The organism is Dictyobacter arantiisoli, assembly GCF_008326305.1.
GTDB lineage: Bacteria > Chloroflexota > Ktedonobacteria > Ktedonobacterales > Ktedonobacteraceae > Dictyobacter > Dictyobacter arantiisoli.
In genome coordinates this window covers 23,872-48,184 of sequence record NZ_BIXY01000021.1, presented here as the reverse complement: position 1 = coordinate 48,184, position 24,313 = coordinate 23,872, and the positions used below count along the sequence as shown (strand labels likewise).

Below are 24,313 nucleotides of genomic sequence, written 5' to 3'. Positions count from 1 at the left end.
AGTATCAGGAACGACGCCGAAAATAGGAGACGTCAAACTCTATAGACGAAAAGGGAGCCTGTACATGAAGGTGTTAAGCCATACCGAGATTGAAGAACCAAAGCAAGAGAGTGCCTGGCGTCAGACACTTTCCGCCTATATCAATCTGATGAAACCACACGTAACTGTGTTGTTACTGGGGACAACTCTCGCAACCATGGCCATCGCAGATCGGGGTCTACCCAATCTAGGATTGGTGCTGGCAACGCTGCTCGGTGGAACGTTGGCGGCAGGAAGCGCGAATTCGATTAATTGCTATATTGACCGCGACATCGACCAGATTATGGGACGTACGCAGCGCCGCTCTTTACCTGCTGGTAAAGTGCAGCCCCGTCAGGCCCTGATCTTTGGCCTCGTCATGGGTGTCTTATCCTGCCTCGTCTTCGGATTCTTTGTCAATCTGTTGAGTGCGGCCCTGGGATTGGGCGCGATCCTGTTTTATGTTGTGATCTATACGATGGGGCTCAAACGCACAACCGCTCAGAATATTGTGATCGGTGGCCTGCCGGGCGCACTTCCGGTTCTGATCGGCTGGACTGCCGCGACCAATTATATTTCACTGGATGCGATCTGGCTGACCGCGATCGTCTTTTATTGGACCCCGCCACACTTCTGGGCACTCGCATTACTCATTCAAAAAGACTATGCCAAGGTAAATGTGCCGATGATGCCGGTGATGTTTGGCGAGGCCGAAACACGACGCCAGATCTTCTTCTATTCGCTCTTGCTGGGAGCCGTGACACTGATGCCTTTCCTTATGCATACCATGAGCTATCTGTATCTGGTCAGTGTCGTCATTATGGACAGCATTCTGATTTATATGTCGGTTCGCCTGTTGATAGACAAACAGCACAAATGGGCACGCACTATTTTCTGGTACTCCAACTGCTATCTGGCTGCGATCTTCGCGATAATGGTGGTAGACCGAGTGCTTTTCTAGCTAGCGAGATCTAAAACTATGAGTATACGTATGAACTGGCGGCTTGCTTCGCGCCTATCAGTAATAACACTCGCCATCGTTGTCGTGATCGTGGTAGCACTGATTCAACACCAGCGCACAAACGTACCGGCTCAAAGTGGTGGTGCAACGACCAGCACAACGTCCACATTGCAATTGCAGGGGACGGATCTCGGTGGCACACCGGCACCTGGCTTCCAGCTCACCGATCAATACGGCAAAACGGTTTCGCTCGCGCAATTCCACGGCAAACCGCTGGTGGTGACCTTTCTCTACACGCACTGTCCTGATGTCTGCCCACTAACGGCGGAGCATCTGCACACGGCCCTGTTACAAATGGGCTCCGATGCCAGCAAAGTAGGTATCCTGGCGGTCAGTACTGATCCTAAAGGAGATACCACGCAGGCGGCACTGCAATTTTCAACCGAACATAATATGCAGAATTCCTGGCACTTCTTGACAGGAACCCAGCAAGAACTTTCACCAATCTGGAGCAAATATAGCATCAACGCCCAATCGTTCAAGCAGAGTATTAACCATACGACCGCACTCTATCTGATCGATAAACAGGGACGCGAACGCGTCTATATGGGCGACGACTTTCAACCAGCACAGATGGCCGCTAACCTGAAACAATTACTACAAGAAAAATAAAAGCCAGCTAGCTTATTACCCTGATACCATGTCAGATACCATACAATAAAAAGGGTGCAGGCGCGTCAACGCCTACCTACAGGTGAACACCAGGGCCCCGATGGAGATGAGAGTCTGACACATTCTGGCAGTTTGACATCCAAAAGGATAAGGTTTTTTGGTAAACCTTATCCTTTTTTGCTGATTATTAAAATCTTATAAAAAAGCTTACAATCTCTGCTTACGCGATTGACTGAACTTATCTGATAGGTTATTCTATACTAGAGTTATCTTTCATTTAAGGCATTTAAAGCAAAGAGCCTCAAAATAAATCATATTATACTAATCTATCTATGTATGAATAATAAATGGTGACTGTTACAATGAATGAAGATTTAACATGGCGTGTATTCCTGGGCACTCTTATCGTCGATCCACACGAACGCCAACGCATTGCTGATGCAATCGGCATCAATCCTGTGACACTGATCCGCTGGACAACGAACAAGTCAAATCCACGTCCCGATAGCCTCAGACGGCTGGTAGAGGTGCTACCACTCCAACGCGAAGCCCTCAAAGCGCTGATTATAAAAGAATATCCCAATGCCTTTCATACCTTACAGCAGAAAGAGGAGCTTATCGATGTCTCAGCCACCTTCTACGCTCATGTGCTCAACTCCTATACATCTAATCCTAGCCATGTACGCACACGCAACATCTGTGCGCTCATCCTACAGCAGATCCTGAAACATCTCGATCCACACGAGAAAGGAATGATCACTCTGGTTGCCCAATGCATGCCACCCCGAGAAGGGAGATATGTGCGCAGCCTGCGCCAGACCATCGGGCGTGGGACACATGTACTGGGAGGAAATCTGATAGAGAATCATACCCAGTTTTTTGGCGCGGAATCGCAGGCTGGACACGCATTAAACACGCTTCATCCTATTGTCATACAGAGCAGAGCTGAGAAAGAGCGCCTCTTTCCATTGCACGCCTGGGAGGTAGAGGAAAGTTCGGTTGCTTATCCTATTTTACTGGCCGACCAGACAGTCGGAGTATTTTGCCTGGCCAGCACGCAGGCACGCCTTTTTACACAGGCGCATCTCGATATTTTGCAGAAATACGTATATTTGCTGACTCTGGCTTTCGATGCCGCCCAATTTTTCGCACTCTCCGATCTCGCACTAGGCGTAATGCCTCCACGTCCCCAACAATTGTCTTTCATAACACAATTTAAGCAACGCATGATTCACATGCAATTGATGCATGAGCATTCCCCTTTGCCCCATGCGCAAGCCGAATTACTGATCTGGCAGGATCTCGAAGAAGAGTTGTTATGTTTGCCACCCTCTTAAATAGAGTGTGGCAAACACCCATGCTCTCCATAATCTCTGTGCATGAGTTTTCGCACCTGCGGTGCTCAAACATCTTTTTAGTATGTGGTGGAGAAAAAGTTCTAAGAACTTTTTCTCCACCACATACTAAAAAGGTAGCAGGCGCGCAAGCGCCTGCTAGCAAGTGAGCAGCAAGATCCCGATGGTACTGGGAGGCTGACACATTCATAGAGTGTGTCAGCCTCCCGTGGTCTCCACGGTCTCTGTGCATGAGTTTTCGCGCCTGCCAGCAGGTGAGCAGCAAGATCCCGCTGGTATTGGGGGGCTGACACTCTCATAGAGAAATATGGGATGGCAAGCCCTTCAAGGCAGCGAAGGGGTAGCTTCCGTCAGGTTGCACGAAGCATATATATTTGCTATGCTTAGACGTACAGGACTACTATTACGAAAAATATATCAGTCCGCGCTGATTGTATACCATTCGCGGAGGAGAGCGAGAGCGTATGGAATCATCTCTTCAAAGAGTAAATCTCGCAGTGGATGATGTTGATTCGTCCCTTGAGACATATCAGGACGCAGAAGAGGCGGAACACCATATCCATATGCCCGGACCCAGTGCGTGGCCGTTTCTGTTAAGCGCCTTCATTCTGGTCGCCGTGGTTGGACTATTGTTTGTTCCTGATGCCCCCTGGCTGACGCTAGTGGCAGCCGTCTTTGTCTTTATCGGTATCCTTGGTTGGGCACTGGAAGATCCTATGGGTGCTCATGCAGGGGTAGCGACAGCCAGGCCGGTTGTGATATTGCCTGGTAGTGAAGTACTGGACAATGCACGCGCAGCTGTTGAGCGGGTGGTTACCTTTGGCAGCACAGCCTATAGTATCCATCCAATTAAAGCGGAACTTGAGAGCGAGACGCCAGAAGGTGCCGTCATCACCCTGTATGGGAAAGTTGAGCTCATGGTTCAGCGTGAACGTCTGGAAGCCGAAGTCAGTCAAGTACCGGGCGTAGCCAGCGTACGTAACTTCGTTGTTGCCGAAGATAGCATCCTGGAGGGTGCTTACAGTCGCATCGAAAAGCTGAAGACGCAGGGCAAGCTCGAAGGTGCAAAAAATATCTCTGTTCTGGTCGAGAATTATATTTTACATCTGTATGGAGATGTCCCCAATTCAAGTATGAAATATGCGTTGGAGCGCGAGGTCGTCGGTATCCCCGGTGTACGCGTCGTCGTCAACCATATTGGCCTGAATAAAGACATTCCTGGCAACCTGGGCAAGACCAGAAACGCCTGATCCGATCTACCAAAAAGGAGCTCTCTGCAGCGACTGCATTAGCAGCCCGCTGCAGAGAGCTCCTTTTTGTTCAGGCAAACGCTGACGCGCCTTTTTTTCTGCAATATACAATAAAATTTTTGAGTATCTCTACATATTTTTATTGCCAATCGGCTTAGCGTTTACGCAGGAAGGCAGGAATGTCGATGTCTTCACCCGATGGCGTGTTGCGATTACCTCGTGACAATTCAGAGGCCACTCCTCGATCTATACGGCGTACATGTCGATGTTGCTGATTCGCCTGACCTGGTCGCTGACGCAACGCCTGATCCTCTAAATCAGGCATCGGTAATTTGTTATCCATGCCGGGTGTCGGGATATCCTGCTCTAGATCCAGATCATCCTCTTCATCGCTATCCAGATTATTGCTCATGATGGGTATCGATGCTGGTGGGGGGGTATAGCCCCGCTGACGACCACCGTCCGCGCCATAGGGTAGCAAGGATGGACTGGATGGCGACACAGAGGCCGCTGGCTGGCTACGCGGCGTGCCCTGCAATGGATCGGTCGGATGATTGGCCTGGGATGGTGTGACGGGGGGCGTATAGCCCTGTGAGCTTCCCGCACGCACTGGCACATTACCACCACTGGCCGCTCCTCCCTGCACTGGATTGGAGATCGTATATAAACGGCTGCGATCATATTCTGGCCGTGGCGAAGGAAAACTGGTCGAGCGCGCATTCGGCACCTGATCAAATCCAGTCGCGATCACCGTAATTTTGACCTTGCCCTCATAGTTAGGATCCTGTACTGCACCAAAGATAATATTCGCCTCTGGATGGGCCGCCTGACTGATAATATCAGCAGCCTCATTAACCTCAAATAAGGTCATATCCATGCCGCCAGTAATATTAAAGAGCACGCCTCGTGCGCCGCTAATATCAATATCCAACAAAGGACTGGAAATAGCAATCTGGGCTGCATCCATGGCGCGATTCTCGCCATTCGCCTCACCAATCGCCATCAATGCCGAACCCGCAGCCGACATAATTGTCTTCACATCGGCGAAGTCCAGATTGATCAATCCAGGGACGGTAATTAAATCGCTAATACCCTGAATACCCTGACGCAACACATCATCAGCCAGACGGAACGCTTCGGCGAGTGGAGTCCGCTTATCCGCCACTTGCAACAGTCGATCATTGGGCACAGTAATCAGAGTATCCACATGCTGCTTCAGATTATTGATGCCTTCCTCGGCGGAAAGCAAACGTTTTTTTCCTTCGAAGGTAAAGGGGCGCGTGACGACACCTACCGTCAACGCTCCTACCTCACGAGCAATCTGCGCCACCACCGGGCTCGCACCGGTGCCAGTGCCACCACCCATCCCTGCTGTAATAAAGACCATATCCGAGCCCTTGAGGGCCTCGTAGATGTCCTCAGCATTTTCTTCTGCGGCCTTCATGCCAACACTAGGATTGCCTCCTGCGCCAAGGCCACGCGTCAGCTTATCGCCAATACGGAGACGATGTGGTGCATCTGTTAGCAGCAAGGCCTGGGCATCGGTATTAATGGCGATGAATTCAATGCCTGTCATGTTGGCCTGGATCATGCGGTTCACCGCATTACTGCCACCTCCCCCGACACCGATGACACGGATCTGGGCGAAGCCTTCAAGTTGATGATTTCCCATTGGTAACATTTTCTTCGTGGCCCCCTTTCAAGTTTCTCATTTATAAGATGACACCTTTGATGTGTACAACGAATGAGTAACGCTTTGTTTCAATTTTCTCTCTTTCGACTCGCTTGTCCGCCTATAAATGAGCACCTGTGCTTAAGGAATAAATGCTTTCAGCCAGCGCCCAAACCGAGAAACAAGATTATTTTCATTTTCTATATCGACTGGTTCGTCTTCTTCCATCAAGAGCGAGGTGTTACTCAGGCCCCAGAGCAATAAACCAACGGCAGTTGAATAGGCTGGTCGATTAATTGAATCCGCCAGACCATGCAGGCCCAGTGGAGAACCAATACGCGCAGGCAAATCTAGAATCTGGCCAGACAACTCTAAGATACCCGGCAATTCGGCGGTCCCACCCGTGATCACGATCCCGGCGGGTAACAGGCCATCATAGCCAGACTTCTTAATCTCTTCATGCACAATACTCAGAATCTCTTCCACACGCGCCTGAATAATTTCAGCCAGCAGTTTCCGTGGCACGAGATCATCGCAATCGGGCATAAACTGTGACAAATCGATCATATCGTCTTCATCTATTGTTGACGGATCGCAGTGTCCATACGTAATTTTGAGTTCTTCAGCGACTCCGACCGGCAAACGTAAACCAATAGCAATATCACTGGTAATCAGATTGCCACCAACCGGCAAGACAACAGTATGCCAGATAGCTCCATCGGTATACACGGCGACATCGGTGGTGCCTCCACCAATATCCACCAGAACCACACCCAGGTCGGTCTCGCCCTCTTCCAGGACAGCATCGCCTGAAGCCAGCGGTTCCAGGACGAGGTCTTCAATCTCTACATGTGTCTTGTGAACACATTTAATTAAATTGTGCATCGAAGAAACTGATCCAGTGATGATATGTGCCTCCACTTCAAGGCGGAAGCCAGACATACCAATCGGATTCTTGATGCCTTCCTGTCCATCCACGACATACCCACGCGGAATCACATGAATAAGTTCACGGTTCGCGGGAATAGCGATTGCACGGGCGACCTCGAACGCACGACTAATATCGTTCTGTTCAATATCCCGATTTTTAGGAGAAATAGCCACAAAACCCTTGCTATTCTCCGATGAAATATGGCTGCCCGCAATTCCTACATACGCGGAGGTAATTTTCTTCCCTGATAAGCGTTCAGCACGATCTAGCGCCGCTGCTATTGAAGTGACGGTCTCTTCAATGTTTACCACCACCCCACGGCGCAACCCCTGTGAAGGGCAGGTGCCAACGCCAACAATATTCAGCTTCCCGTCGCGATCAAGTTCGCCGACCAGGACGCAGATCTTTGTTGTTCCCACGTCGATACCAACGATCACCCGCTCTTGCACTATCTACGCTCCTATTGGGCGGTACACTCTTGAGACGCACTACAAAGACACTTTTTGACAACTGACATAAGTAATTTCACGTTCTTTACTATTTTAATGTAAACACTGGCCGCAAGCCATAACGTAAGTCAATAGTAGCTATATTCATTTGCTTTTGGTGTGCGAGCTTTACAATCTCATGTAATTCCTTGAGACGATTCGCCAGCGGATTGGCATCCTGCGACCCACCCAAATACGCTTTCCAGCCTTCTGGGCTTTCAATAATATATGATCCCCTACTATCCGCCACACTACCGGTTTGTCTGGTAGTACTAGCATTCATTGTACCATTGTAATACAGTTTGAAAGCACCGATACCTGCGAGTTTAGGAACGTTCTGCCAAACCTGGCTTGCAAATACGCTATCTATATTCTTTAAATACGTTCCGGGCCGCAATAACAGCTCTGTTTTTGCGTCCCCATTTGCTTGTTGGCCTCTCGGAGTGAGATCAACAACGGTTGCGAGCTGCGCTCCATCCATTGTCGAGCCACTATCAATCCTGGCGATGACCTTACCCTGAGCATCGACGCTATAGGTTCCTTGCGCGGTTTGCCAGAGCACAACCGGCTGGCGCTCCGTGATGGTGACGGTCAGCTGGTCAGGATATTGCTTGCTCATGACCGCTGACGCCACCAGGGGCGAGGACTCTATCCGCGTTTTAAGATCGTCCACGTTGACAAGAAAGATGTTCTGTCCTTTGAGATGCATCTGCTGAATGCTTTGAAGCAAAGTCGTATCGGTCGTACCAACCACATCAACGCTTTTAAGACGAAACATCTTCCCCGTTAACAGAAAATCTGCCAGCAGCACCAGACAAATCAGGGCAAATAACACGGCCAATACTTTCCAGAAAAAGCCACGCCGTAGACCTTTCCGCCGTCTTCGCAAAGGTATCGACGACTTATGATACGGAAGTGGACGCCGTACCGCAGGAATACGTCCAATCGGAGCACGCAACCCTGTTTGTACAAACGTACGAGACACCATTTTTACGGGTGGTCGCGTCCGTGAACGCACTTTCCGCAACTGCATCTGTCGCTGCTCAAAGGTCTGCCATGCCGATGAAGGATCTTCTTTCGGGATCGTGACAACACGTTGCGACGCCCGAGGGGATCTCGCAGCGCTACGTGATGCTGCACTCCCTGCCGCGTCCCGACGGGGATCATACACTTTTCTGAGCTTATTATAGCTGTGACTCTGGCTCGCCTGTTGTCCCGGTAGCTTTTTCCTCTCTGTCATGTCATGATACCTTCCACTCCCCGCGCAGCTCGACCTCCAACTCTAGATCGATGCCAAAACGGTCATAGACACGCTGATGCGCTTCTCTCATCAGAGCTGCGACATCGTCTGCACGTGCTCCACCTACATTGACGATAAAGTTGGCATGACGCTCCGAAATTTGTGCCCCCCCCTGGATCTGTCCCTTTAATCCTACCGCCTCGATGAGCCGCCCGGCATAATCACCTGCCGGATTTTTGAAAATGGAACCCGCGCTCTGCTGCGGTGGTTGTGTACGTTTCCGATATTGCTTGTGCTCATCGATCTCGGCACGTAACTGCTGTGGATCGCCTTGTGTCAGACGAATACCCAGTTGCATGACGATCTCCGCTGGCTCGATCAGTTGCCGTGGAGCGGCAACAGGATTGCCCTCCTCATCAAACTGGACGCGCCGTTGCGAACGGAAACGGCTATGGCGATAGCTCAGGTCTAGCTCGCTATGTTGATAGCGCACCACCGTGGGTGCTACAGGGCGCTCCTCAGACTGACGGGCATCGACAATCTCAACCCATTCCAGTACCTGTCCCAGATCATGTCCATGCACACCAGCGTTGCTCACCACACCACCACCCAACGTCCCTGGAATACCAGGGCCAAACTCCAATCCTCCCCATCCTTTGGGAGCGATTTCGTTGATAATGCGCGGCCAACTGATACCAGCGCCAACTGTCAGGAAGGCGGTGCCATCTCCTCTATCCTCAATCGTAAAAGCGTTCAGCGCGACACGTGCAACCACGCCACGCACCCCTGCATCCGCATAGAGGACATTGGTTCCATTGCCTGTAATCAGCAATGGCCAGCGTTGTTCCGCGCAAATTGTCACCAGGCCAACGAGGTCCTCTGGCGTATCAACTGAGACCCATACATCAGCGGGGCCACCAACCCCGAAGGTGCAATGACGGGCTAATGGCTCATCGCGGCGTACGTGACGACCAAAATGAGCAAGCAGTTCGTTATAAGCAATCTCAGCATCAAATGTCATGATTGTTCCCCTGGGCCTGTTGTGCATTATTCAGTAATGTTTCTGTAACAACATAGATATCGCCAGCCCCCATGACAATGGCGATATCGCCAGAACGCAAGGTTCTGGCTACCAATCCGGTTGTCTCACTTACACTGCCACCGTGTAACACCTGTCCTGTCCCCGCAGCAAAATGGGGTTGCAGAGCCAGTCCATCCACCACCGCCTGCGCATGAATCAAACCGGTATCCCGTTCACGCGCTGGATAGATATCCGCAATGATTGCCACATCCGCGGCATCAAATGAGCGGAGGAATTGTGCTAAGAATGTTTTGGTGCGACTGTACATATGTGGCTGATAGACCGCCACAATGCGCTGGCCGGGATAGCGACGGCGTGTGGCCTCCAGAGTGGCCGCAATCGCGGTTGGATGATGGGCATAGTCATCAACCAGAGTCACATCCACTACCTGCTCAGGTAGACGCAAGGGTCCTTGATGGCGAATCTCAAAACGCCGTCTGGTACCGGTAAAGCTGGCGAGCGCGTTGGCTATCGTCGTCGCATCCACGCCCAATAAATGAGCGGCGGATAGCGCGGCCAGCGCGTTCTCAATGTTATAGCCACCCGGCAAGGACAAACGCACAACCAGGTCTTCCGGGAAGACACTTCCAGCACGCGTGCGTACGCGGAAACTCGTCTGGCCATCCAATACGACATCAAAAGCCTCAAAGGTGGCTGGCTCATGCTGCTGCGCCATCTCACCGCCCAGCGAGTAGGTAACAATACGTCCCGGCCAATCGTGCAGGCGGGCACGCAAGTCCCAACAGCCAGGGCTGTCAGCATTCAGGATGACCGTGGCAGGCAACGGCCAGTCGCCATCCAGATCCATGCCGCGAATGAAATGCTCGAAGGCATACAGGAACGCTTCGTAATCCGCAAAGAACTCTGGATGCTCAAACTCAATTGAGGTGACAATGACTAAACGTGGATGATAGTGCCAGAAATTATGATTGAATTCATCGGCCTCGTTGACAAAGTAGGCACTCTGGCCCACGCGATAGTTCGCGCCAAAACGAGGAACAACCGCACCAATCTCACAGGTCGGGTCCAGACCGGCATCCACCAGCATCAGCGAGAGCATCGCGGTCGTCGTCCCTTTGCCATGTACCCCACTCACGGAAAGGACGCATTTATCCTGCATCAATCCGCCCAGTATTTCCTGCCAGGTGACAACGCGCAAGCCACGCTCCTGAGCAGCCAGCAGTTCGGGATTATGAGGGTCCAGAGCAGGTACAGCAGGACTGATAACCAGCGTGTCTATGTCTTTGAGATGCTCGCTACTATGGCCGATCTCAATCGCAATCCCTGCTTCGCGTAAAGCGCGTACCGTAGCCGATGCGCGCTGATCACATCCCGTCACAATAGCGCCTGAGGCATGTGCCATCTGCGCCACGGAAGAAATGCCCTGGCCTCCAATGCCCATAAAATGCAAGCGTGACTTCATCAAACGTTTATCCCCTTGTGTGTGGATGCTGTTGCCGCAGCATCATTTGCCATCCGTACCACCGCCTCAGCAATATCGTGCGTTGCCGTTGGTCTGGCAAAACCTTGCAACGCGTTCGTCATTTCAAGCAAGCTAGCTGAGTTTATAATGTGTTGTACACGCTCGCTTAACACCTCTGGACTCAAAGTGTCGTTGAGCACCACCTGAGCCGCTTGAGCCTGACGAAAGGTTTCAGCATTGCGCTCCTGTGGTGAGCTACCAAGTGCAGGTGGCAAAGGTACTAACAGACTGGGTTTTCCTAATACAGCCAGTTCGCTCAGCGTCGCAGCTCCGGCGCGACAGACCACCAGCTCAGCCGCCTGTAACGCCAGCGGCATCTCATCTGAAAGATAAGGAACCAGGCGATAGCGCTGCTTTGCCGTCTCATCCAAAGCTTGCGTCGTACTCTCCGCCAGCTGGCGTGTCTCTTCAAACAGCTTCTGTCCACTAATCTGAAACACCTGACACGTCTTCAGGAGTTCAGGTAATGCATGCGCCACGACCTGGTTTAAATGTCGCGCTCCCTGACTGCCACCAGTGACCAGGATCAATGGCAGATCAGGCGCAAAACCCAGACGGGTGCGAGCCTCGGCCACGCTGGTCGAGCGAATATCCAGAATCTCCTGCCGAATGGGATTTCCCAGTAACAGGGTTTTCTGAGCCGGGAAGTAGTGCTGCGAAGCGGCAAAGGCAATCGAAATGCGGGTTGCCAGCGGCGCAATCAATTTATTCGACAGATTGGGCGGGACATCCTGCTGGTGCAGTAGCAGTGGTACGCCATTTAAGCGAGCTGCCAGACCAGCTGGTACCGCGACATATCCCCCACTGGTAAATGAGACCGCAGGATGAAAATCGCGTACGATACCAATGGCTTGCGCCATACCCACGGGCACGCGGGCAATCCCCTTTAAGGTCTTCACAGAGACATAGCGCTGGAGCTTACCTGCTTTAATAGTTGCCATCCGGAAGCCCGCTGCGGGCACCAGTTGCTGCTCCAGGCCATCATCACTGCCAAGATAGAGAATATCAGCATTATATGTATTTCGTAAATGTGTAGCGACCGCGAGAGCCGGATAGATATGGCCTCCCGTACCACCACCAGAAATAAGAATTCGCATAGCTATTGTTCCGTGAAGAGCAACGACTGCACATCTGTGTACCCCGTTACTCCGCAACTTTCCTTTTTAACCTTTTTGCGATAGTACGCCGCGAGAATACAGGTTCCTCGGGCTCTTGAATATAGCGAGAGATATTTAACAATACACCAATCCCTGCCAACGTAATCACCAACGAGGTGCCGCCAAAACTAATAAATGGTAATGGCACACCGGTATATGGAATCGTACCAGTTGTCGCCCCGATATTGATCATGGCCTGTACCACAATCCAGGTTGTAATACCTGTCGCCAGCAGGGCTCCGTAGACATCCTGCGTGCGTCGGGCCAGACGAAAGCCACGAAACGCCAGTAGCATAAACAATAACACGACCACCATACACCCGACATAGCCCAATTCCTCACCGATAATAGCAAAAATCGAGTCAATATAGGGAAGAGGCAGATAGCCCGTCTTCTGTCGACTCGCTCCCAGCGCTACCCCAAACCAGCCACCCGAGCCCAGGGCCAATAATGACTGATAGAGTTGTAGATTAATATCGGTCGTATACTTAAACGGATCAAGGAAGCCAATCAAACGGTAATAGCGATATCCTCTAAATGCCTGGGACAAAAAGATTAAAAAACCAGCTCCCAGGGCAGGTAAGAGTTGCAAGATATTGGCTCCAGCCGTAAAAAACATTGTCGTCGTCAAAATAGCAATCACACTGGCGGTTCCCATATCTTTTTGCAGGAGCACCAGGCCAAGCACCAGACCAACCAGCAGAACAAAGGGAGCCAGGCCATAGAGAAAGGTTCCCACTTGATTGCCCTTACGTGCTAACCAGTCCGCAATATACAGGGCAAGCACCAGTTTAATCAACTCGCTGGGCTGAAATGAGAAAAAGGACCCAAGGACCAGCCAGCGCGATGCTCCATAGGCACTACTGCCAATAAAGAGGACAGCCGCCAGCAAAGGTAATCCAATCGCCAATCCCAACAAAGAGAAACGCCGCCAGATGCGGTAATCTACCCGCATCGTCACCAGCATGACAGCCACACCCAGGACGGCTCCCAGCAGTTGCTTCTGAAAGAAATACGAAGCATCCCCATAGTACTGGGCCGCGACAAACGAGCTGGCACTATAGACCATCACCAGTCCAATACAGAGCAGGCTAAGCACAACCATCAACAGGATAGGATCAGGCTTATGAGCGATACGTGGCAAGAACATCTCTAACTCGCTCAGCTTTTCCTGTTCCTCCTTACTCATCACTTCCAGAGGCACGCTCGGTCGTTTAGGTGCTTGCCGCAAATCTGCCGTGCGCCTTGGGATCACGGTACGTCCAGACGGTCCCTGCACGCTGGCAGTGACATCTACTGGCTCTCTCAAGACAATTGGCTCCATAGGTACTGTCAGTGGCGTCTCAAGCGCCTCTGCGGCCGTCTGACGCTCAGGGTCTAGCCGCGAAGCTTGCTGCGGCGTCACCAGCAGCGGCTTGCTCGGCCTGCCAACCAATGGCTTACGCGGCATCAGGGGCAAGCGCTTATGGTGCTTACGCTCATCCAGCTTCTCCTCTGCTGCATAGCTGATCTGCCTCAATCGCTGACCTGCGGCATTGTCGCGTCGAACAGCCAGTGTATGTTGGCTCACCTGTTTGGGCCGTCCACGCTTCTCATCCACCTTCGCATCAAGCACAGGAGAACGGAAGGTGCGTGGCGCATAATCTCTGCGCTGCCCACCTTCTCGCTGTTTCTCGTTCGCTTTCTTTCTTCGATTGAGCTTGTTTTGTGGCATGAAGCTTTTTCTCTATTTCTCATCCATGATGGCGCCAGCCTTGACATAGAACGAATTTTCTAGTACACTACACTTCAGTAAGGTTCCTAGATTGATTAGCACTACTATGACGATAAACCCTCGTCACCTTGCTGGGTAGATTGCTCTTGCATTAAACGGAGCATCTGCTCTACTTCTTGCGCGCTAAGATGCAAGTGTGTTTTGTCTAGATCAACAATCTCAACGCCCTTCGCTTGTATTAACGTACTCCAGGGGTCACTTTCGAGCGTTGGAATACCCATATCTTCGCTATTGGTACCTTCTGGCATGACCTTAGAGGCACGCCAACCTAATAATTCCTGCCAGGCGGCACTCAATTCATCCGTATGAAAGGATGGTACATTTGGGTTTTGCTGTGGACTCTTCTCGTTTTCGTTCATTTCACACCTTCTCAACACAACATCGTCTGTTCACAGCGATACGTATACTTTTACTACTGTTATACAACTCATCAAATATTTTTCAGCCTGACAATCCTTACGGCCGCAATGAAGCCGGATCATCCGGAGGGATACTATAGTGCCACATCAGTTGTTGCGCAATATTTGCCCATAATGGGCCCGCCGCGCTTCCTCCATAAATGCTGGCTGTGGGATGATCCAATTCCACCAGTATGACAAATTGTGGATTTGAAGCGGGCAAGTAACCAGCAACAGAGGCGTCGGTATTAGTATCTGGCAATCCCTGTATCGTGGATGTCCCTGTTTTGATGGCGACATGATAGCCGGGTACGCTGATATGTTCAGACTGCGCGACACTGACTAACATTTGCGTCAGCGTTTTGGAGGTGGCAGCATGGATGATCTGACGCTTGACCCGCGGCTGCGTCGTCGTGGCATGCCCATTGCTGTTAATCGACGAGACAAGATAGGGTTGCATCATCGTTCCGCCATTAGCGATGGCCTGATAGGCGACCGCCATCTGTAAAGGTGTCACCAGAATGCTCTGACCAAAGGATTGCCGCGCCAGATCACTGGGTGACCAGCCAGGATCAGTATTGGACCGATAAAGGCCCGCACTTTCAGGCTCTAAAACACCCGTCGCCTGACCAAAGCCAAAGTTCGCAAGATAGGGATAAAAACGTTGCGCCCCTAATTTTTGTGTTGCCACCCAGGCCGCTCCCACATTGGCCGAATGCTGTAGTACCTGCGTCATCGTCTCGATACCGTATCCTTTGCCCTCCCAGTTGCTTACCGCTGGCGTGCCATCGGCAAAGGATAGCGTACCGGTATCGTCAATCGTATCGGTTGGCTTGATGAGATGCAGATCGAGGGCTGCCGCCATGGTGACTACTTTCATGGTCGAACCTGGCTCATACGCGCAGTATAAGACCGGATTGCTATAAACTTGCAGTTGATTTCGACAACCATTGTTCGCCGCATAAACACCGTAATTGTTGGGATCAAACGAGGGAGCACCAGCCATAGCGACAATCGCTCCGGTTTTCACATTCAGGACGATAGCTGAACCGCTTTCGGCATTCATCTCTTTGACACGTTGCGTCAGCGCCTGCTGCATTTCATATTGAATGGTGCTATCAATGGTCAATGTAATATTCGCACTATTCACTACTCCCTGCTCAGAACTGGAACCAACCGTTAATGGATTCCCATTAAGATCCGTCTCGGCGGTGAAGCTGCCGCTTTTGCCAGCCAGCAAAGTATTGTATTTTTTCTCGATCCCATAAATACCCTGTGGCACTACGTTGCTGGCTCCATCCTGTTCCTGCACATAGCCTAGAATCTGGGAAGCCAGATCGCCACCAGGATAGGTACGCCAGGTGCGCGGTTCAAGAAAAGTATAGGGCAAATGGAGATTCTGCAATTTCTGACTCTGCTCAGGAGTAATAGAAGTGGCAATACGCACGGTAGGTGAAGCCGAGTTCAGGGCGTTTTTCAAGGTGCCTAAGGAAGTATCTGTCAGCACGCTATGCAGTTTTTGTACCAGGGTGTCTCGCTCGCTTTGATACGCATCAGGATAATCGGTAACAAGTTGTGATGGTTCAATATAGACGTCATCACGCACCACATTCGTTGCCAGTAACGCTCCGTTGGCATCATAGATCAAGCCGCGCGGCGCACTGACCGTTTGATTCTGGATATGCTCCGCATTGGCGGCCGCGGCCAGTCTGGGACCGTTAGTAATCTGCCAGTAATAGAGCCTGCTGGACAGAACGACCATGCCTGTACAAACCAACAGAAAAATCACCATCTGTCGGTTGCGTGCACGGCGTAATTCTGTACTCATTTGACAAGCTCCTCATTCAAGGCGTCTCAGCATCTTCATGACTGCATCGGGCTGGCTACTTCTCGGGATTCTGTACTGGCTGCAAGCCAGGGACCTGGATCGTTCTGACGTTCCTGAGATTGACTGGTACCAGACCCGCCCTGATAGCTTGTTTGGTAATATAAGCAGGGGAGCGCTCAATCGCAATCGTCTGACTTAGATCCTGGTTTTCACGTTGCAAGGTCGCCTGCTGGCTGCGGATATCTTGAAGTTGCTGATTGGCAACCGCTGCCTGCCCAACCTGTCCCAGATACAGCACTGCCATCAGGCCAATCAACAGAACGCTGGTGATCGATAAAGCCACTGGTCCCATATGAAAGAAAAATGGGCGCAGTTGCCGACCTCGTCTAACGGCGAGCATCGGCCTCAGCGGCGACTTCTGGCCTGGCTGGTTGTCTCCAATTTGCTTCATCTGGTCATCCATAGGTTGCGTTCCTTCACGATAATGAAACATCACGGGTGGCTCTGTATGGCGGGCAGGCAAACCTGCGGCACTCCATCCCCTACGTGTGACACGCTACGAATTTATAGCTATTTCAGCGGCTCGCAATTTGGCGCTACGAGCGCGAGGATTTTGCTCAATTTCCAATTCACCCGGGACGACAGGCTTATTGGTCAGAATATGTAAACGCGCTTTATGACCACACATACAGACTGGAAGTCGAGGTGGGCAGATACAATCTTTGGCCTCGCGCCGCGTAAATTCTTTGACAATACGATCTTCGAGAGAATGAAATGAGATGATGACCATTCTGCCAGCTCTTGACGTTTCTGTGGCACTCTGGTTCTCAATCTCACCTTGTAGCGGCTTTTTGTCTCCCTCGAGTATATCAACAATCTGCGGCATTACCTTCTCCAGGCTCTCTAATTCATGGTTAACCGCGATGCGTAGCGCTTGAAAGGCGCGGGTCGCGGGATGGATTGCGCCCGGCTTACGGGGCACTCCGGCAGCCATCAGTGCGGCCAGTTGGGCTGTATGGGTAAACTCGCTTTGTGTGCGCATGTGTACGATACGTCGTGCTAGCTGACGCGAACGCGACTCATCCCCATAACGCCAGAAGATGTCTGCCAACTCTTGCTCGCTGGCACCATTGACAATGTCAGCGGCAGTCAGCGGCAGCGACTGATCAAGGCGCATATCCAGTGGGCCATCGGCCCCAAAGGAGAAACCACGCTCAGGTGTATCCATCTGATCCGATGAAAATCCTAGATCCAGCAAAACTCCCTGCAGCGGATGACCTGCACCAAATCCCGTCTGTTTGACAATCTGCGCCAGATCAGAAAAATTGCCATGTGCCAGAATCAGGCGACCACTCTCCACAAACTCAACCAGCCGTGCACCGACGCGGTCCAGGGCTAGCTGATCAGTATCAATGCCCAAAACCTTCCCATCGGGGGCCGAACGTTCTAAAATCGCCGCAGTATGACCCCCGCCACCTAACGTCCCATCGATGTAGAGTCCTCCAGGTACAGGCTGAAGATACTCCAGCACCTCATCCATCATTACTGACACATGTTGTGTATGTTCCATTATCACCAAAAAGTTATTCTAGAGATTTAACAAGCTACAGGCTTTAAAACGGGATATTGCTACCTTCAGTGTCTAATTTTTCCTGATAAGACTGCCATGTCGCACGATCCCAGATCTCGACATGATCGCGGACACCAGCAACAGTGACTTCACTTGTCAAATTCGCATACGCACGTAATTTCGCGGGGATAATCATGCGTCCTTGAGCATCTAACTCAATTTCGCTGGCGCTGGGATAAATGCGGCGTTCAAAATCACGCAGGTCATCACTTGACATACCAGCCACCAGTTCATTGGAGCGCTGCTCCCAATGTTCTAACGTGTAGACAGAGAGACAGGTACCCATACCTTTACTGACGACTGCGCCTTTAAGCATCTGCGCGCGGAACTTTGCCGGGACCGCCAGGCGTCCTTTGGCATCAATGGTATGCTCATATTCCCCAAGAAACATTGATCGCATCCATACTTTCTCAACCTGCGTTGCGTAAGAGACCGTCGCAATACCTGTACACACACCAAAACTTCTGCGCTATTCAGGTATACTTCCTTATCTTCATCCCTATCATACAATCTCACCAAAATTCCCCACTTTTCCCCACTTCATTGTAACACTTCTTAGGCATGTGCGAAAAGAGGCTTTCCCACCAATTTTTCCTTTCAACGTGGATAACTTGTGGATAACTTTTTTTGGCCACCAATCATTCCGGATTGGAGAGTTTTAGAGATTTTAGCTGCATTTACTGTACATATTTTCGCATATGGTTTCAGGTAAATCCCCATGTCTACAAAAAAGTTATTTGACACAGCTTCTCTAGAAACTAAAAAATAACCGGAAAAATGCTAGAGCAAATGTGCTATCCCCTAACCACTGAGTACCAAAGTAGTACCAGGCGAGAAAATTTTATCCACTCTCAATGAACTTGCATTCTAATCAAAACAAATCTCCGCACATACAGATATCTGACCCTCTAGTGTACTAGACATTCAGCACAGAAACATGCACAATTAGAAATGTTATATGTATAAAGTCACATAAAGGTGATATATAATAGATAAGAGACACGAGACCTCGACATCTACCTACGAAATTCCTCTTGCTGGTTCGATTTTTATGAACTTTCACCACAAGCAATTGAATTTCTTGACCGCTCTGGCTGGCAGGCGCGTGCGCGCCTGCGCCCTTTTTAGTGTGTAGTGCAGGAAAGGTGCTGTGCACCTTTCCTGCACTACACACTAAAAAGATGTTTGAGCACCGCAGGTGCGAAAACTCATGCACAGAGACCGTGGAGAGCATGGAAGTCCGACACACTCTTAAAAACCAAGCACAAATAGTGACTATAAAGGATTGGTTAACCATCACTTAATTTAGATATGCATGAAGCTAGCTTTTCAGCAGATGCATACTGTACAATAATAAGATGATAGAAAATAGTATTGGAAATATCGTCAGAATCTGTCTACCCATCCCTTTTCCATTGAAAACCGTCAATGTATATGCACTGGTAGGAACTCATGGTTGGGTACTGATTGATACAGGAATGGGAACGGTAGAGGGCCGTGCAGCGTTGCATGAGGGACTTTCCCAGCGTGGATTAACGCTGGACAATCTGCAATCTATCGTGCTCACCCACTATCATCCTGATCATGTGGGACTATCAGGAGAACTCCAGGAATTACACCATATTCCAGTCTATATGCATCCACTTGATATAGATAATCTACAAAAAACCTGGGGCAATCCTCAAATCAGTCGAGCGCGCTTTCAGCAGCACAGTCAATTTCTGGTACAGCATGGCTTACCGAAACAATCTATTGAAGAATCTCCTCTCACGCCGGAGCAACAGCGGATGATTCTTCGTGTGCCACCACCTGAAGCGTTCCATCCTGTCAACGATGGTGAACGGCTTGAACTGGCGGGCGAACACTATCTGGTCCTCTGGCTCCCCGGGCACGCGGATGGACAGATTGGACTCCTACGCGAACGCGATGACGTCTTTCTGGCTGCTGATCATGTGCTTCCTCGCATTACACCAAATATCAGCCTCGATTCGCCTGAAAATCGTCCTGATCCTTTGCAAGATTACCTGCAATCACTGGCGAAAGTTTCGCCTCTACCTGCATCGATAGTCTTACCTGGACATGGCGAACCTTTTAGCAATCTTGCGACCAGAACTGCAGAGATTGTCGAACATCATCAACGACGTTTAACAAAAATTATAGATTTACTCACACAACAACCACAGGATGCCAATTCCATTACAATCCAACTTTTTGGTGAGCGCATCAAGAACTCTCAAGCCCATCGTATGGCACTGTCAGAGATCATTGCCCACCTGGAGTATCTACGTGGTCAGGGAAGAGTAACACAAACTATAAATCAAGCAGGCATTCTATATTACATCGTTTCAGCTGCGGCTTCTAAGGAGCAGGCACTATAATGCAAATACTTTTTACAATGGAATAACTTAGAGGGTCCGGCTAACAAATAGAATCGAGAAAAGAACAATCTTATATAGAGCCCGCTTCTCAGGCCATTTTTCCGCCATCAGGTAGGGTACAAAGCCGCTCTGGAGGCTGGTTCGCGCTAAATCCTCACATTTGATTGCGAGTGCGACGCTTGTATTTCTCAAAATCGCGTGCTATACTCCTAATCGGCAGTGAGGTTGTGACGCCGCTCTACAAGCCCGGCAAAGTGCTATTGGGCAGACAAGCGACGTGTGTTGATAGTTGCAAGGAGGAAATCGAACCTATGGCCGATAATAAGACCGCACAGGCAGCTACGCAAACCGTTGGTCGGCAAGAGCTTTCCAAGCGTATTGCCAAGCAGGCAAAGCTTTCACAAAAACAAGCATCTGAAGTCCTTGAGGCTACCCTCACGGCAATCCGTGAAGCCCTTCAAGATGGCGATGAGGTCCGTTTAGTAGGTTTTGGCTCTTTCAAAGTCCGCCAGAGTGCCGCACGCAAGGGGGTAAATCCACGCGACCGCCAACCAATCGAAGTGCCAGCCAAAGAACGAGTTCGCTTTTTCCCAGGCAAGGAACTCTCGGAAGCTGTGCTCAAAAAATAGTAAGTCGTGTCAAATTTGCTCACTGCCACAATCGCATAGCCTATCATGCATTGTTTTGATCGAAAAAGTTAGACGCCCAGATATGGATTCCAGAGCACTATTTTCTTCGATTCAATACCGATGCCAAGAGGCACGTCGGGACGCGATGCGTATAAGGCTATGCCAAAACTTTCTTGCATGCCTCTTTCTCTTGTACTCGGGCACTAGCCAGGTTCCGCCCATATTGTTCTTATGCCCTGAAGGACAATAACTCCTAACAAAAGCTGAAAGTAACTTATGGCAACGCATACAATCAATGGCGTCACACTTACCTTGCTGCAAGGAAATATTGTCACGGTTGCCGCCGATGCAATTGTCAATGCCGCGAATGCCGCACTGGCAGGTGGCGGAGGCGTAGACGGCGCGATTCACCACGCCGCTGGACCTACGCTGATCGAGGAATGCCGCAAAATTGGTGGTTGCCCTACAGGTAAGGCGGTCGCGACGTCAGCTGGCAAATTACCCGCTCGCTATATCTTCCACGCAGTCGGCCCTATCTATCAAAGTCGTCCAGAGGATGCACGCTTACTCAAAAGCGCCTATCAGAGCTGTCTGGAACTAGCGGAACACTATCAAATTCAGAGCATCGCCTTCCCATCACTCAGTACCGGAGCCTATGGCTATCCTGTTAATCTGGCAGCTCCCCTGGCTCTTACGACGATACTGGATCATCTGCAAACGCCAACCAGCCTACAGCGGATTTTATTGGTACTCTTTGACCAGCGTACATATACAACTTATCAACAGGCGTTGGAAAAACTTCTACCGGCCCGCTAAAACATCACACATAGACACTTCAGTCTATAGCATGGACAAAGCTTTGCGGTCAACAAGTGTTAGCAGTATTAACCATGGCGGACATGTACGCTGCAACTTCAGGGATAGAATGTATGTCATACAATCATCAGAATTTAAAGTCAGAGGCAGAGATCGCCAGTATGCGTGAGGCTGGTCTGCTCACCTGGCAGGCTCATCAGGTGGCGGCGGCACTGGTCAAACCAGGCATCACCACTGCGGAAATCGACCATGCTGTGGCTCAGTTTATCCAGGAACAGCAAGCCGAGTCCCTCTTTAAAGATGTACCCAGCGCGACGGGCAATGTTCCCTTTCCCGCTGTGACCTGTATTTCTATCAATGAACAATTGGTCCATGGTTTACCTGGCACACGACAATTGCAAACAGGTGATATCGTAAGTATCGATATCGGTCTGCGCTATCATGGTTGGTGTGGAGATGCCGCTGTGACCCATCCAGTTGGACCCATCGCAGAGAGCACACAACGCATCCTCGATATCACCGAGGGAGCGCTACAACTGGCGATTGAGTTACTCCCTCAAAAACAACGTTGGAGTCAGGTAGCGCGTGCGTTAGAGGCTTATGTGAAACAGGCTGGCTTCGCAGTAGTGGAAGGTTTAGTGGGCCATAGTATCGGCCACGAGATGTGGGAAACACCACAGGTGCCTAATTATTATAGCTTGCAATATGAGGCGCTGGGGGATTTTGAGTTGCAAGCCGGGGTGGTCATCGCCGTTGAACCAATGGTCACGATGATCTCACAGCGCGTTCAAACACTACCAGATCATTGGACCATTGTGGCTCAAGATGGTCTACCAGCCGCTCATTTCGAGCATACTCTGGCACTTACCGCCTCAGGGGTCCAGGTGCTTACCGCCGGGCCGGATGGTAAGGCCTGGGCCGTACCAGCTTAACTTTAAACCGCCACAGGGAGCTTATTTCCTGCAATAACTTCGCGGTATCCATCCACGAGGCACTCCATCGCATCAAACCAGGTACGTGTCATAGCAGCCGCTATGGCTTGCCGGCTCATCACAGCACACTCGTCTGGTCGCTGCATCAGTCGCTCTAAATACATACGATAACCAGCTACCTGCTCTTCTATAGATAGTTCTTCAGCAGCCAGTAACAATCCTGTCTGACCATGCGTCACCAGATCACTGACGCCTTCAGAACTCACTCCGACTACCGGTAATCCAGAAGACATGGCCTCCAGCACAACTTGTCCAAAGGTTTCGGTATAGGAAGGAAAAGCGAAGATATCCGCCGACGCATAGGCAGTGGCAAGTTCGGTGCCGCTGAGATAGCCGGTAAAGGTGACCGGCACCTGGCTGAGCTCTTGCTCAACCTCCACATAGGCTGGTCCCTGTCCTACAATCACAAGATGACAACGCGAGTGATCTATCTGACGATAGGCCTGGATCAACAAACGCAAATTCTTTTCCCACGAGACGCGTCCGACATATAACAGTATAGTCTTATCTTGAGGTGCAGGCCGATCCTGTAACCAGGAGGCACGCAGAGCCTCACTCCTGCGCTGGGGATGAAAAAGCGTGCGATCCACGCCACGCGGCCAGATACGCACCTGCCCAAATCCCTGGCGGTTTAACATTGTGGCCGTGGAGTTCGAAGGACAAAAGGTCAGGGCACACTGATTATGGATAAAGCGGTTATAGAGCCACATCGGACGGGTTAATAACGGGAAACCGAAATAGCCACAATAGGCCGCCAGGTTCGTGTGATATGATGAGACGATGGGAATATTCAGGACACGTGCGGCAGCCAGGCCGGTCGCTCCCAGAATCACAGGATCGACGACATGGACAATATCCGGTCGGAACTCGATTAAGCGGCGCATAAATAAAGGTCGAAAAAAATTAAATTTCAATTCTGGATAAAACGGTAATGGGAGACCGGCTGTTCCGATAATCTCAGCACCGGCATACTCAATCATGCCGCTTTCAGGACCCATCAGTAGCGCATGATGTCCATGGAGCTGTAAATGTTCGAGTAATCGTGAGACTGTCCGTGTAACACCATCTAATTTCGGCAAAAAATTTTCTGTAATAATGGCAACGCGCATTGGTTCACCACCTACCAGGAATATGCCGCCAGCAACGTTACGAACCACGGGAATCGATACAAATCTCTCTGTCGCATTGCGTTGGCTGACGACCAGTTAGCACTTAGACAAAAGGGTGATCAATGTACCCTGCTTCAAACGTAACACGTTCTATTTAGAGGACAATTAAGCCTTGTTTAGCGGTGTGTAAAAGCCAGGATAAAGGGTCATTAAATAGGCACATACTGATGCATAAACAGCAATCTCCATTGGTAGATGAGAAAACAGTTATGATCGTGATGATTTACTCTGCCATACGTTATACTGATAGTAAATGCATCTTTTTATATCATTTTGTAGCATTATAAATGAATACTAGCGGCTTAGTCGATCTGGAAAAGGAGTAGAGGAAACATAAAAAGGAGGCGAGGGGCATTCCTGGAAAGAAACTTATATATGTAGCAAAGAAAGA

Annotated in this window: 20 protein-coding genes and 1 pseudogene; 8 read left to right on the top strand and 13 right to left on the bottom strand. The window is 50.4% G+C overall.

The window, feature by feature from the left end; translation table 11 throughout:
- Positions 1 to 64 precede the first annotated feature (64 nt).
- From F1593_RS09375 to F1593_RS09360, 4 genes are all read left to right on the top strand, one after another.
- Positions 65 to 979, top strand: coding sequence for a heme o synthase (locus F1593_RS09375; protein ID WP_149401297.1), 915 nt, complete (start codon positions 65 to 67; stop codon positions 977 to 979).
- A gap of 18 nt (positions 980 to 997) precedes the next feature.
- A complete protein-coding gene (locus F1593_RS09370; RefSeq protein ID WP_149401296.1) occupies positions 998 to 1,651 on the top strand; it encodes an SCO family protein in 654 nt (217 codons plus the stop codon).
- A gap of 362 nt (positions 1,652 to 2,013) precedes the next feature.
- Positions 2,014 to 2,988: a GAF domain-containing protein gene (locus tag F1593_RS09365; protein WP_172631988.1), complete on the top strand. Its 975-nt coding sequence runs from the start codon at positions 2,014 to 2,016 to the stop codon at positions 2,986 to 2,988.
- A 482-nt stretch (positions 2,989 to 3,470) separates the two neighbouring features.
- A complete protein-coding gene (locus F1593_RS09360) occupies positions 3,471 to 4,256 on the top strand; it encodes a BON domain-containing protein (RefSeq protein WP_149401294.1) in 786 nt (261 codons plus the stop codon).
- Positions 4,257 to 4,968: 712 nt separating this feature from the next.
- Here F1593_RS09360 and ftsZ read toward each other — a convergent pair.
- The 12 genes and pseudogenes from ftsZ to mraZ form a co-directional block, all read right to left on the bottom strand.
- Positions 4,969 to 5,928: pseudogene (gene ftsZ / locus F1593_RS29805) on the bottom strand (cell division protein FtsZ); the annotation flags it as partial.
- Positions 5,929 to 6,069: 141 nt separating this feature from the next.
- Complete coding sequence (gene ftsA, locus F1593_RS09350; RefSeq protein WP_149401292.1) at positions 6,070 to 7,308, bottom strand: cell division protein FtsA; 1,239 nt, start codon at positions 7,306 to 7,308, stop codon at positions 6,070 to 6,072.
- Between the two features lie 88 nt (positions 7,309 to 7,396).
- Complete coding sequence (locus F1593_RS09345) at positions 7,397 to 8,587, bottom strand: cell division protein FtsQ/DivIB (RefSeq protein WP_149401291.1); 1,191 nt, start codon at positions 8,585 to 8,587, stop codon at positions 7,397 to 7,399.
- A gap of 1 nt (position 8,588) precedes the next feature.
- Complete coding sequence (gene murB, locus F1593_RS09340; RefSeq protein WP_172631987.1) at positions 8,589 to 9,608, bottom strand: UDP-N-acetylmuramate dehydrogenase; 1,020 nt, start codon at positions 9,606 to 9,608, stop codon at positions 8,589 to 8,591.
- Complete coding sequence (gene murC, locus F1593_RS09335; protein ID WP_149401289.1) at positions 9,598 to 11,091, bottom strand: UDP-N-acetylmuramate--L-alanine ligase; 1,494 nt, start codon at positions 11,089 to 11,091, stop codon at positions 9,598 to 9,600. Before murC ends, murB begins: the two co-directional genes overlap by 11 nt.
- On the bottom strand, positions 11,091 to 12,248 hold the full coding sequence (gene murG, locus F1593_RS09330; RefSeq protein WP_149401288.1) for an undecaprenyldiphospho-muramoylpentapeptide beta-N-acetylglucosaminyltransferase: 1,158 nt from the start codon (positions 12,246 to 12,248) through the stop codon (positions 11,091 to 11,093). The genes murC and murG overlap by 1 nt, the downstream gene beginning before the upstream one ends.
- A gap of 46 nt (positions 12,249 to 12,294) precedes the next feature.
- A complete protein-coding gene (ftsW, locus tag F1593_RS09325) occupies positions 12,295 to 14,022 on the bottom strand; it encodes a putative lipid II flippase FtsW (RefSeq protein ID WP_216368828.1) in 1,728 nt (575 codons plus the stop codon).
- Between the two features lie 104 nt (positions 14,023 to 14,126).
- Positions 14,127 to 14,441, bottom strand: a complete 315-nt coding sequence (locus tag F1593_RS09320; RefSeq protein WP_149401287.1) for a hypothetical protein — start codon at positions 14,439 to 14,441, stop codon at positions 14,127 to 14,129.
- 97 nt (positions 14,442 to 14,538) lie between these two features.
- Positions 14,539 to 16,308, bottom strand: a complete 1,770-nt coding sequence (locus F1593_RS09315; RefSeq protein ID WP_149401286.1) for a peptidoglycan D,D-transpeptidase FtsI family protein — start codon at positions 16,306 to 16,308, stop codon at positions 14,539 to 14,541.
- Positions 16,309 to 16,363: 55 nt separating this feature from the next.
- Complete coding sequence (locus F1593_RS09310) at positions 16,364 to 16,771, bottom strand: hypothetical protein (RefSeq protein ID WP_149401285.1); 408 nt, start codon at positions 16,769 to 16,771, stop codon at positions 16,364 to 16,366.
- Positions 16,772 to 16,864: 93 nt separating this feature from the next.
- A complete protein-coding gene (gene rsmH / locus F1593_RS09305) occupies positions 16,865 to 17,878 on the bottom strand; it encodes a 16S rRNA (cytosine(1402)-N(4))-methyltransferase RsmH (protein WP_149401284.1) in 1,014 nt (337 codons plus the stop codon).
- A gap of 43 nt (positions 17,879 to 17,921) precedes the next feature.
- The gene (gene mraZ / locus F1593_RS09300) at positions 17,922 to 18,329 is read right to left on the bottom strand and encodes a division/cell wall cluster transcriptional repressor MraZ (protein WP_172631986.1); all 408 of its coding nucleotides are present in this window, start codon (positions 18,327 to 18,329) and stop codon (positions 17,922 to 17,924) included.
- 967 nt (positions 18,330 to 19,296) lie between these two features.
- Between mraZ and F1593_RS09295 the strand changes: the two genes are divergently transcribed.
- From F1593_RS09295 to map, 4 genes are all read left to right on the top strand, one after another.
- Positions 19,297 to 20,316 carry an MBL fold metallo-hydrolase gene (locus F1593_RS09295; RefSeq protein ID WP_149401282.1) on the top strand — a complete coding sequence of 340 codons (1,020 nt, stop codon included), beginning with the start codon at positions 19,297 to 19,299 and terminating at the stop codon, positions 20,314 to 20,316.
- A 311-nt stretch (positions 20,317 to 20,627) separates the two neighbouring features.
- Positions 20,628 to 20,945 carry an HU family DNA-binding protein gene (locus F1593_RS09290; protein WP_149401281.1) on the top strand — a complete coding sequence of 106 codons (318 nt, stop codon included), beginning with the start codon at positions 20,628 to 20,630 and terminating at the stop codon, positions 20,943 to 20,945.
- A gap of 276 nt (positions 20,946 to 21,221) precedes the next feature.
- A complete protein-coding gene (locus tag F1593_RS09285; protein ID WP_149401280.1) occupies positions 21,222 to 21,761 on the top strand; it encodes an O-acetyl-ADP-ribose deacetylase in 540 nt (179 codons plus the stop codon).
- A gap of 113 nt (positions 21,762 to 21,874) precedes the next feature.
- Entirely contained in the window at positions 21,875 to 22,693 is an 819-nt protein-coding gene (map, locus tag F1593_RS09280) for a type I methionyl aminopeptidase (RefSeq protein ID WP_149401279.1), read from the top strand.
- 2 nt (positions 22,694 to 22,695) lie between these two features.
- Here the strand turns inward: map and F1593_RS09275 are convergent, their stop codons facing one another.
- Positions 22,696 to 23,910 (bottom strand): glycosyltransferase family 4 protein, encoded by a 1,215-nt coding sequence (locus F1593_RS09275; protein WP_149401278.1) that lies wholly within the window; start codon positions 23,908 to 23,910, stop codon positions 22,696 to 22,698.
- Between the last annotated feature and the right edge of the window lie 403 nt (positions 23,911 to 24,313).

Excerpts from the sequence above, each read along its gene's own strand:
- F1593_RS09375 (WP_149401297.1), top strand. The coding sequence starts at position 65 with ATGAAGGTGTTAAGCCATACCGAGATTGAAGAACCAAAGCAAGAGAGT.
- F1593_RS09370 (WP_149401296.1), top strand. The coding sequence starts at position 998 with ATGAGTATACGTATGAACTGGCGGCTTGCTTCGCGCCTATCAGTAATA.
- F1593_RS09365 (WP_172631988.1), top strand. The coding sequence starts at position 2,014 with ATGAATGAAGATTTAACATGGCGTGTATTCCTGGGCACTCTTATCGTC.
- F1593_RS09360 (WP_149401294.1), top strand. The coding sequence starts at position 3,471 with ATGGAATCATCTCTTCAAAGAGTAAATCTCGCAGTGGATGATGTTGAT.
- F1593_RS09345 (WP_149401291.1), bottom strand. The coding sequence starts at position 8,587 with ATGACAGAGAGGAAAAAGCTACCGGGACAACAGGCGAGCCAGAGTCAC.
- murB (WP_172631987.1), bottom strand. The coding sequence starts at position 9,608 with ATGACATTTGATGCTGAGATTGCTTATAACGAACTGCTTGCTCATTTT.
- murC (WP_149401289.1), bottom strand. The coding sequence starts at position 11,091 with ATGAAGTCACGCTTGCATTTTATGGGCATTGGAGGCCAGGGCATTTCT.
- murG (WP_149401288.1), bottom strand. The coding sequence starts at position 12,248 with ATGCGAATTCTTATTTCTGGTGGTGGTACGGGAGGCCATATCTATCCG.
- ftsW (WP_216368828.1), bottom strand. The coding sequence starts at position 14,022 with ATGCCACAAAACAAGCTCAATCGAAGAAAGAAAGCGAACGAGAAACAG.
- F1593_RS09320 (WP_149401287.1), bottom strand. The coding sequence starts at position 14,441 with ATGAACGAAAACGAGAAGAGTCCACAGCAAAACCCAAATGTACCATCC.
- F1593_RS09315 (WP_149401286.1), bottom strand. The coding sequence starts at position 16,308 with ATGAGTACAGAATTACGCCGTGCACGCAACCGACAGATGGTGATTTTT.
- F1593_RS09310 (WP_149401285.1), bottom strand. The coding sequence starts at position 16,771 with ATGGATGACCAGATGAAGCAAATTGGAGACAACCAGCCAGGCCAGAAG.
- rsmH (WP_149401284.1), bottom strand. The coding sequence starts at position 17,878 with ATGGAACATACACAACATGTGTCAGTAATGATGGATGAGGTGCTGGAG.
- mraZ (WP_172631986.1), bottom strand. The coding sequence starts at position 18,329 with ATGTTTCTTGGGGAATATGAGCATACCATTGATGCCAAAGGACGCCTG.
- F1593_RS09295 (WP_149401282.1), top strand. The coding sequence starts at position 19,297 with ATGATAGAAAATAGTATTGGAAATATCGTCAGAATCTGTCTACCCATC.
- F1593_RS09290 (WP_149401281.1), top strand. The coding sequence starts at position 20,628 with ATGGCCGATAATAAGACCGCACAGGCAGCTACGCAAACCGTTGGTCGG.
- F1593_RS09285 (WP_149401280.1), top strand. The coding sequence starts at position 21,222 with ATGGCAACGCATACAATCAATGGCGTCACACTTACCTTGCTGCAAGGA.
- map (WP_149401279.1), top strand. The coding sequence starts at position 21,875 with ATGTCATACAATCATCAGAATTTAAAGTCAGAGGCAGAGATCGCCAGT.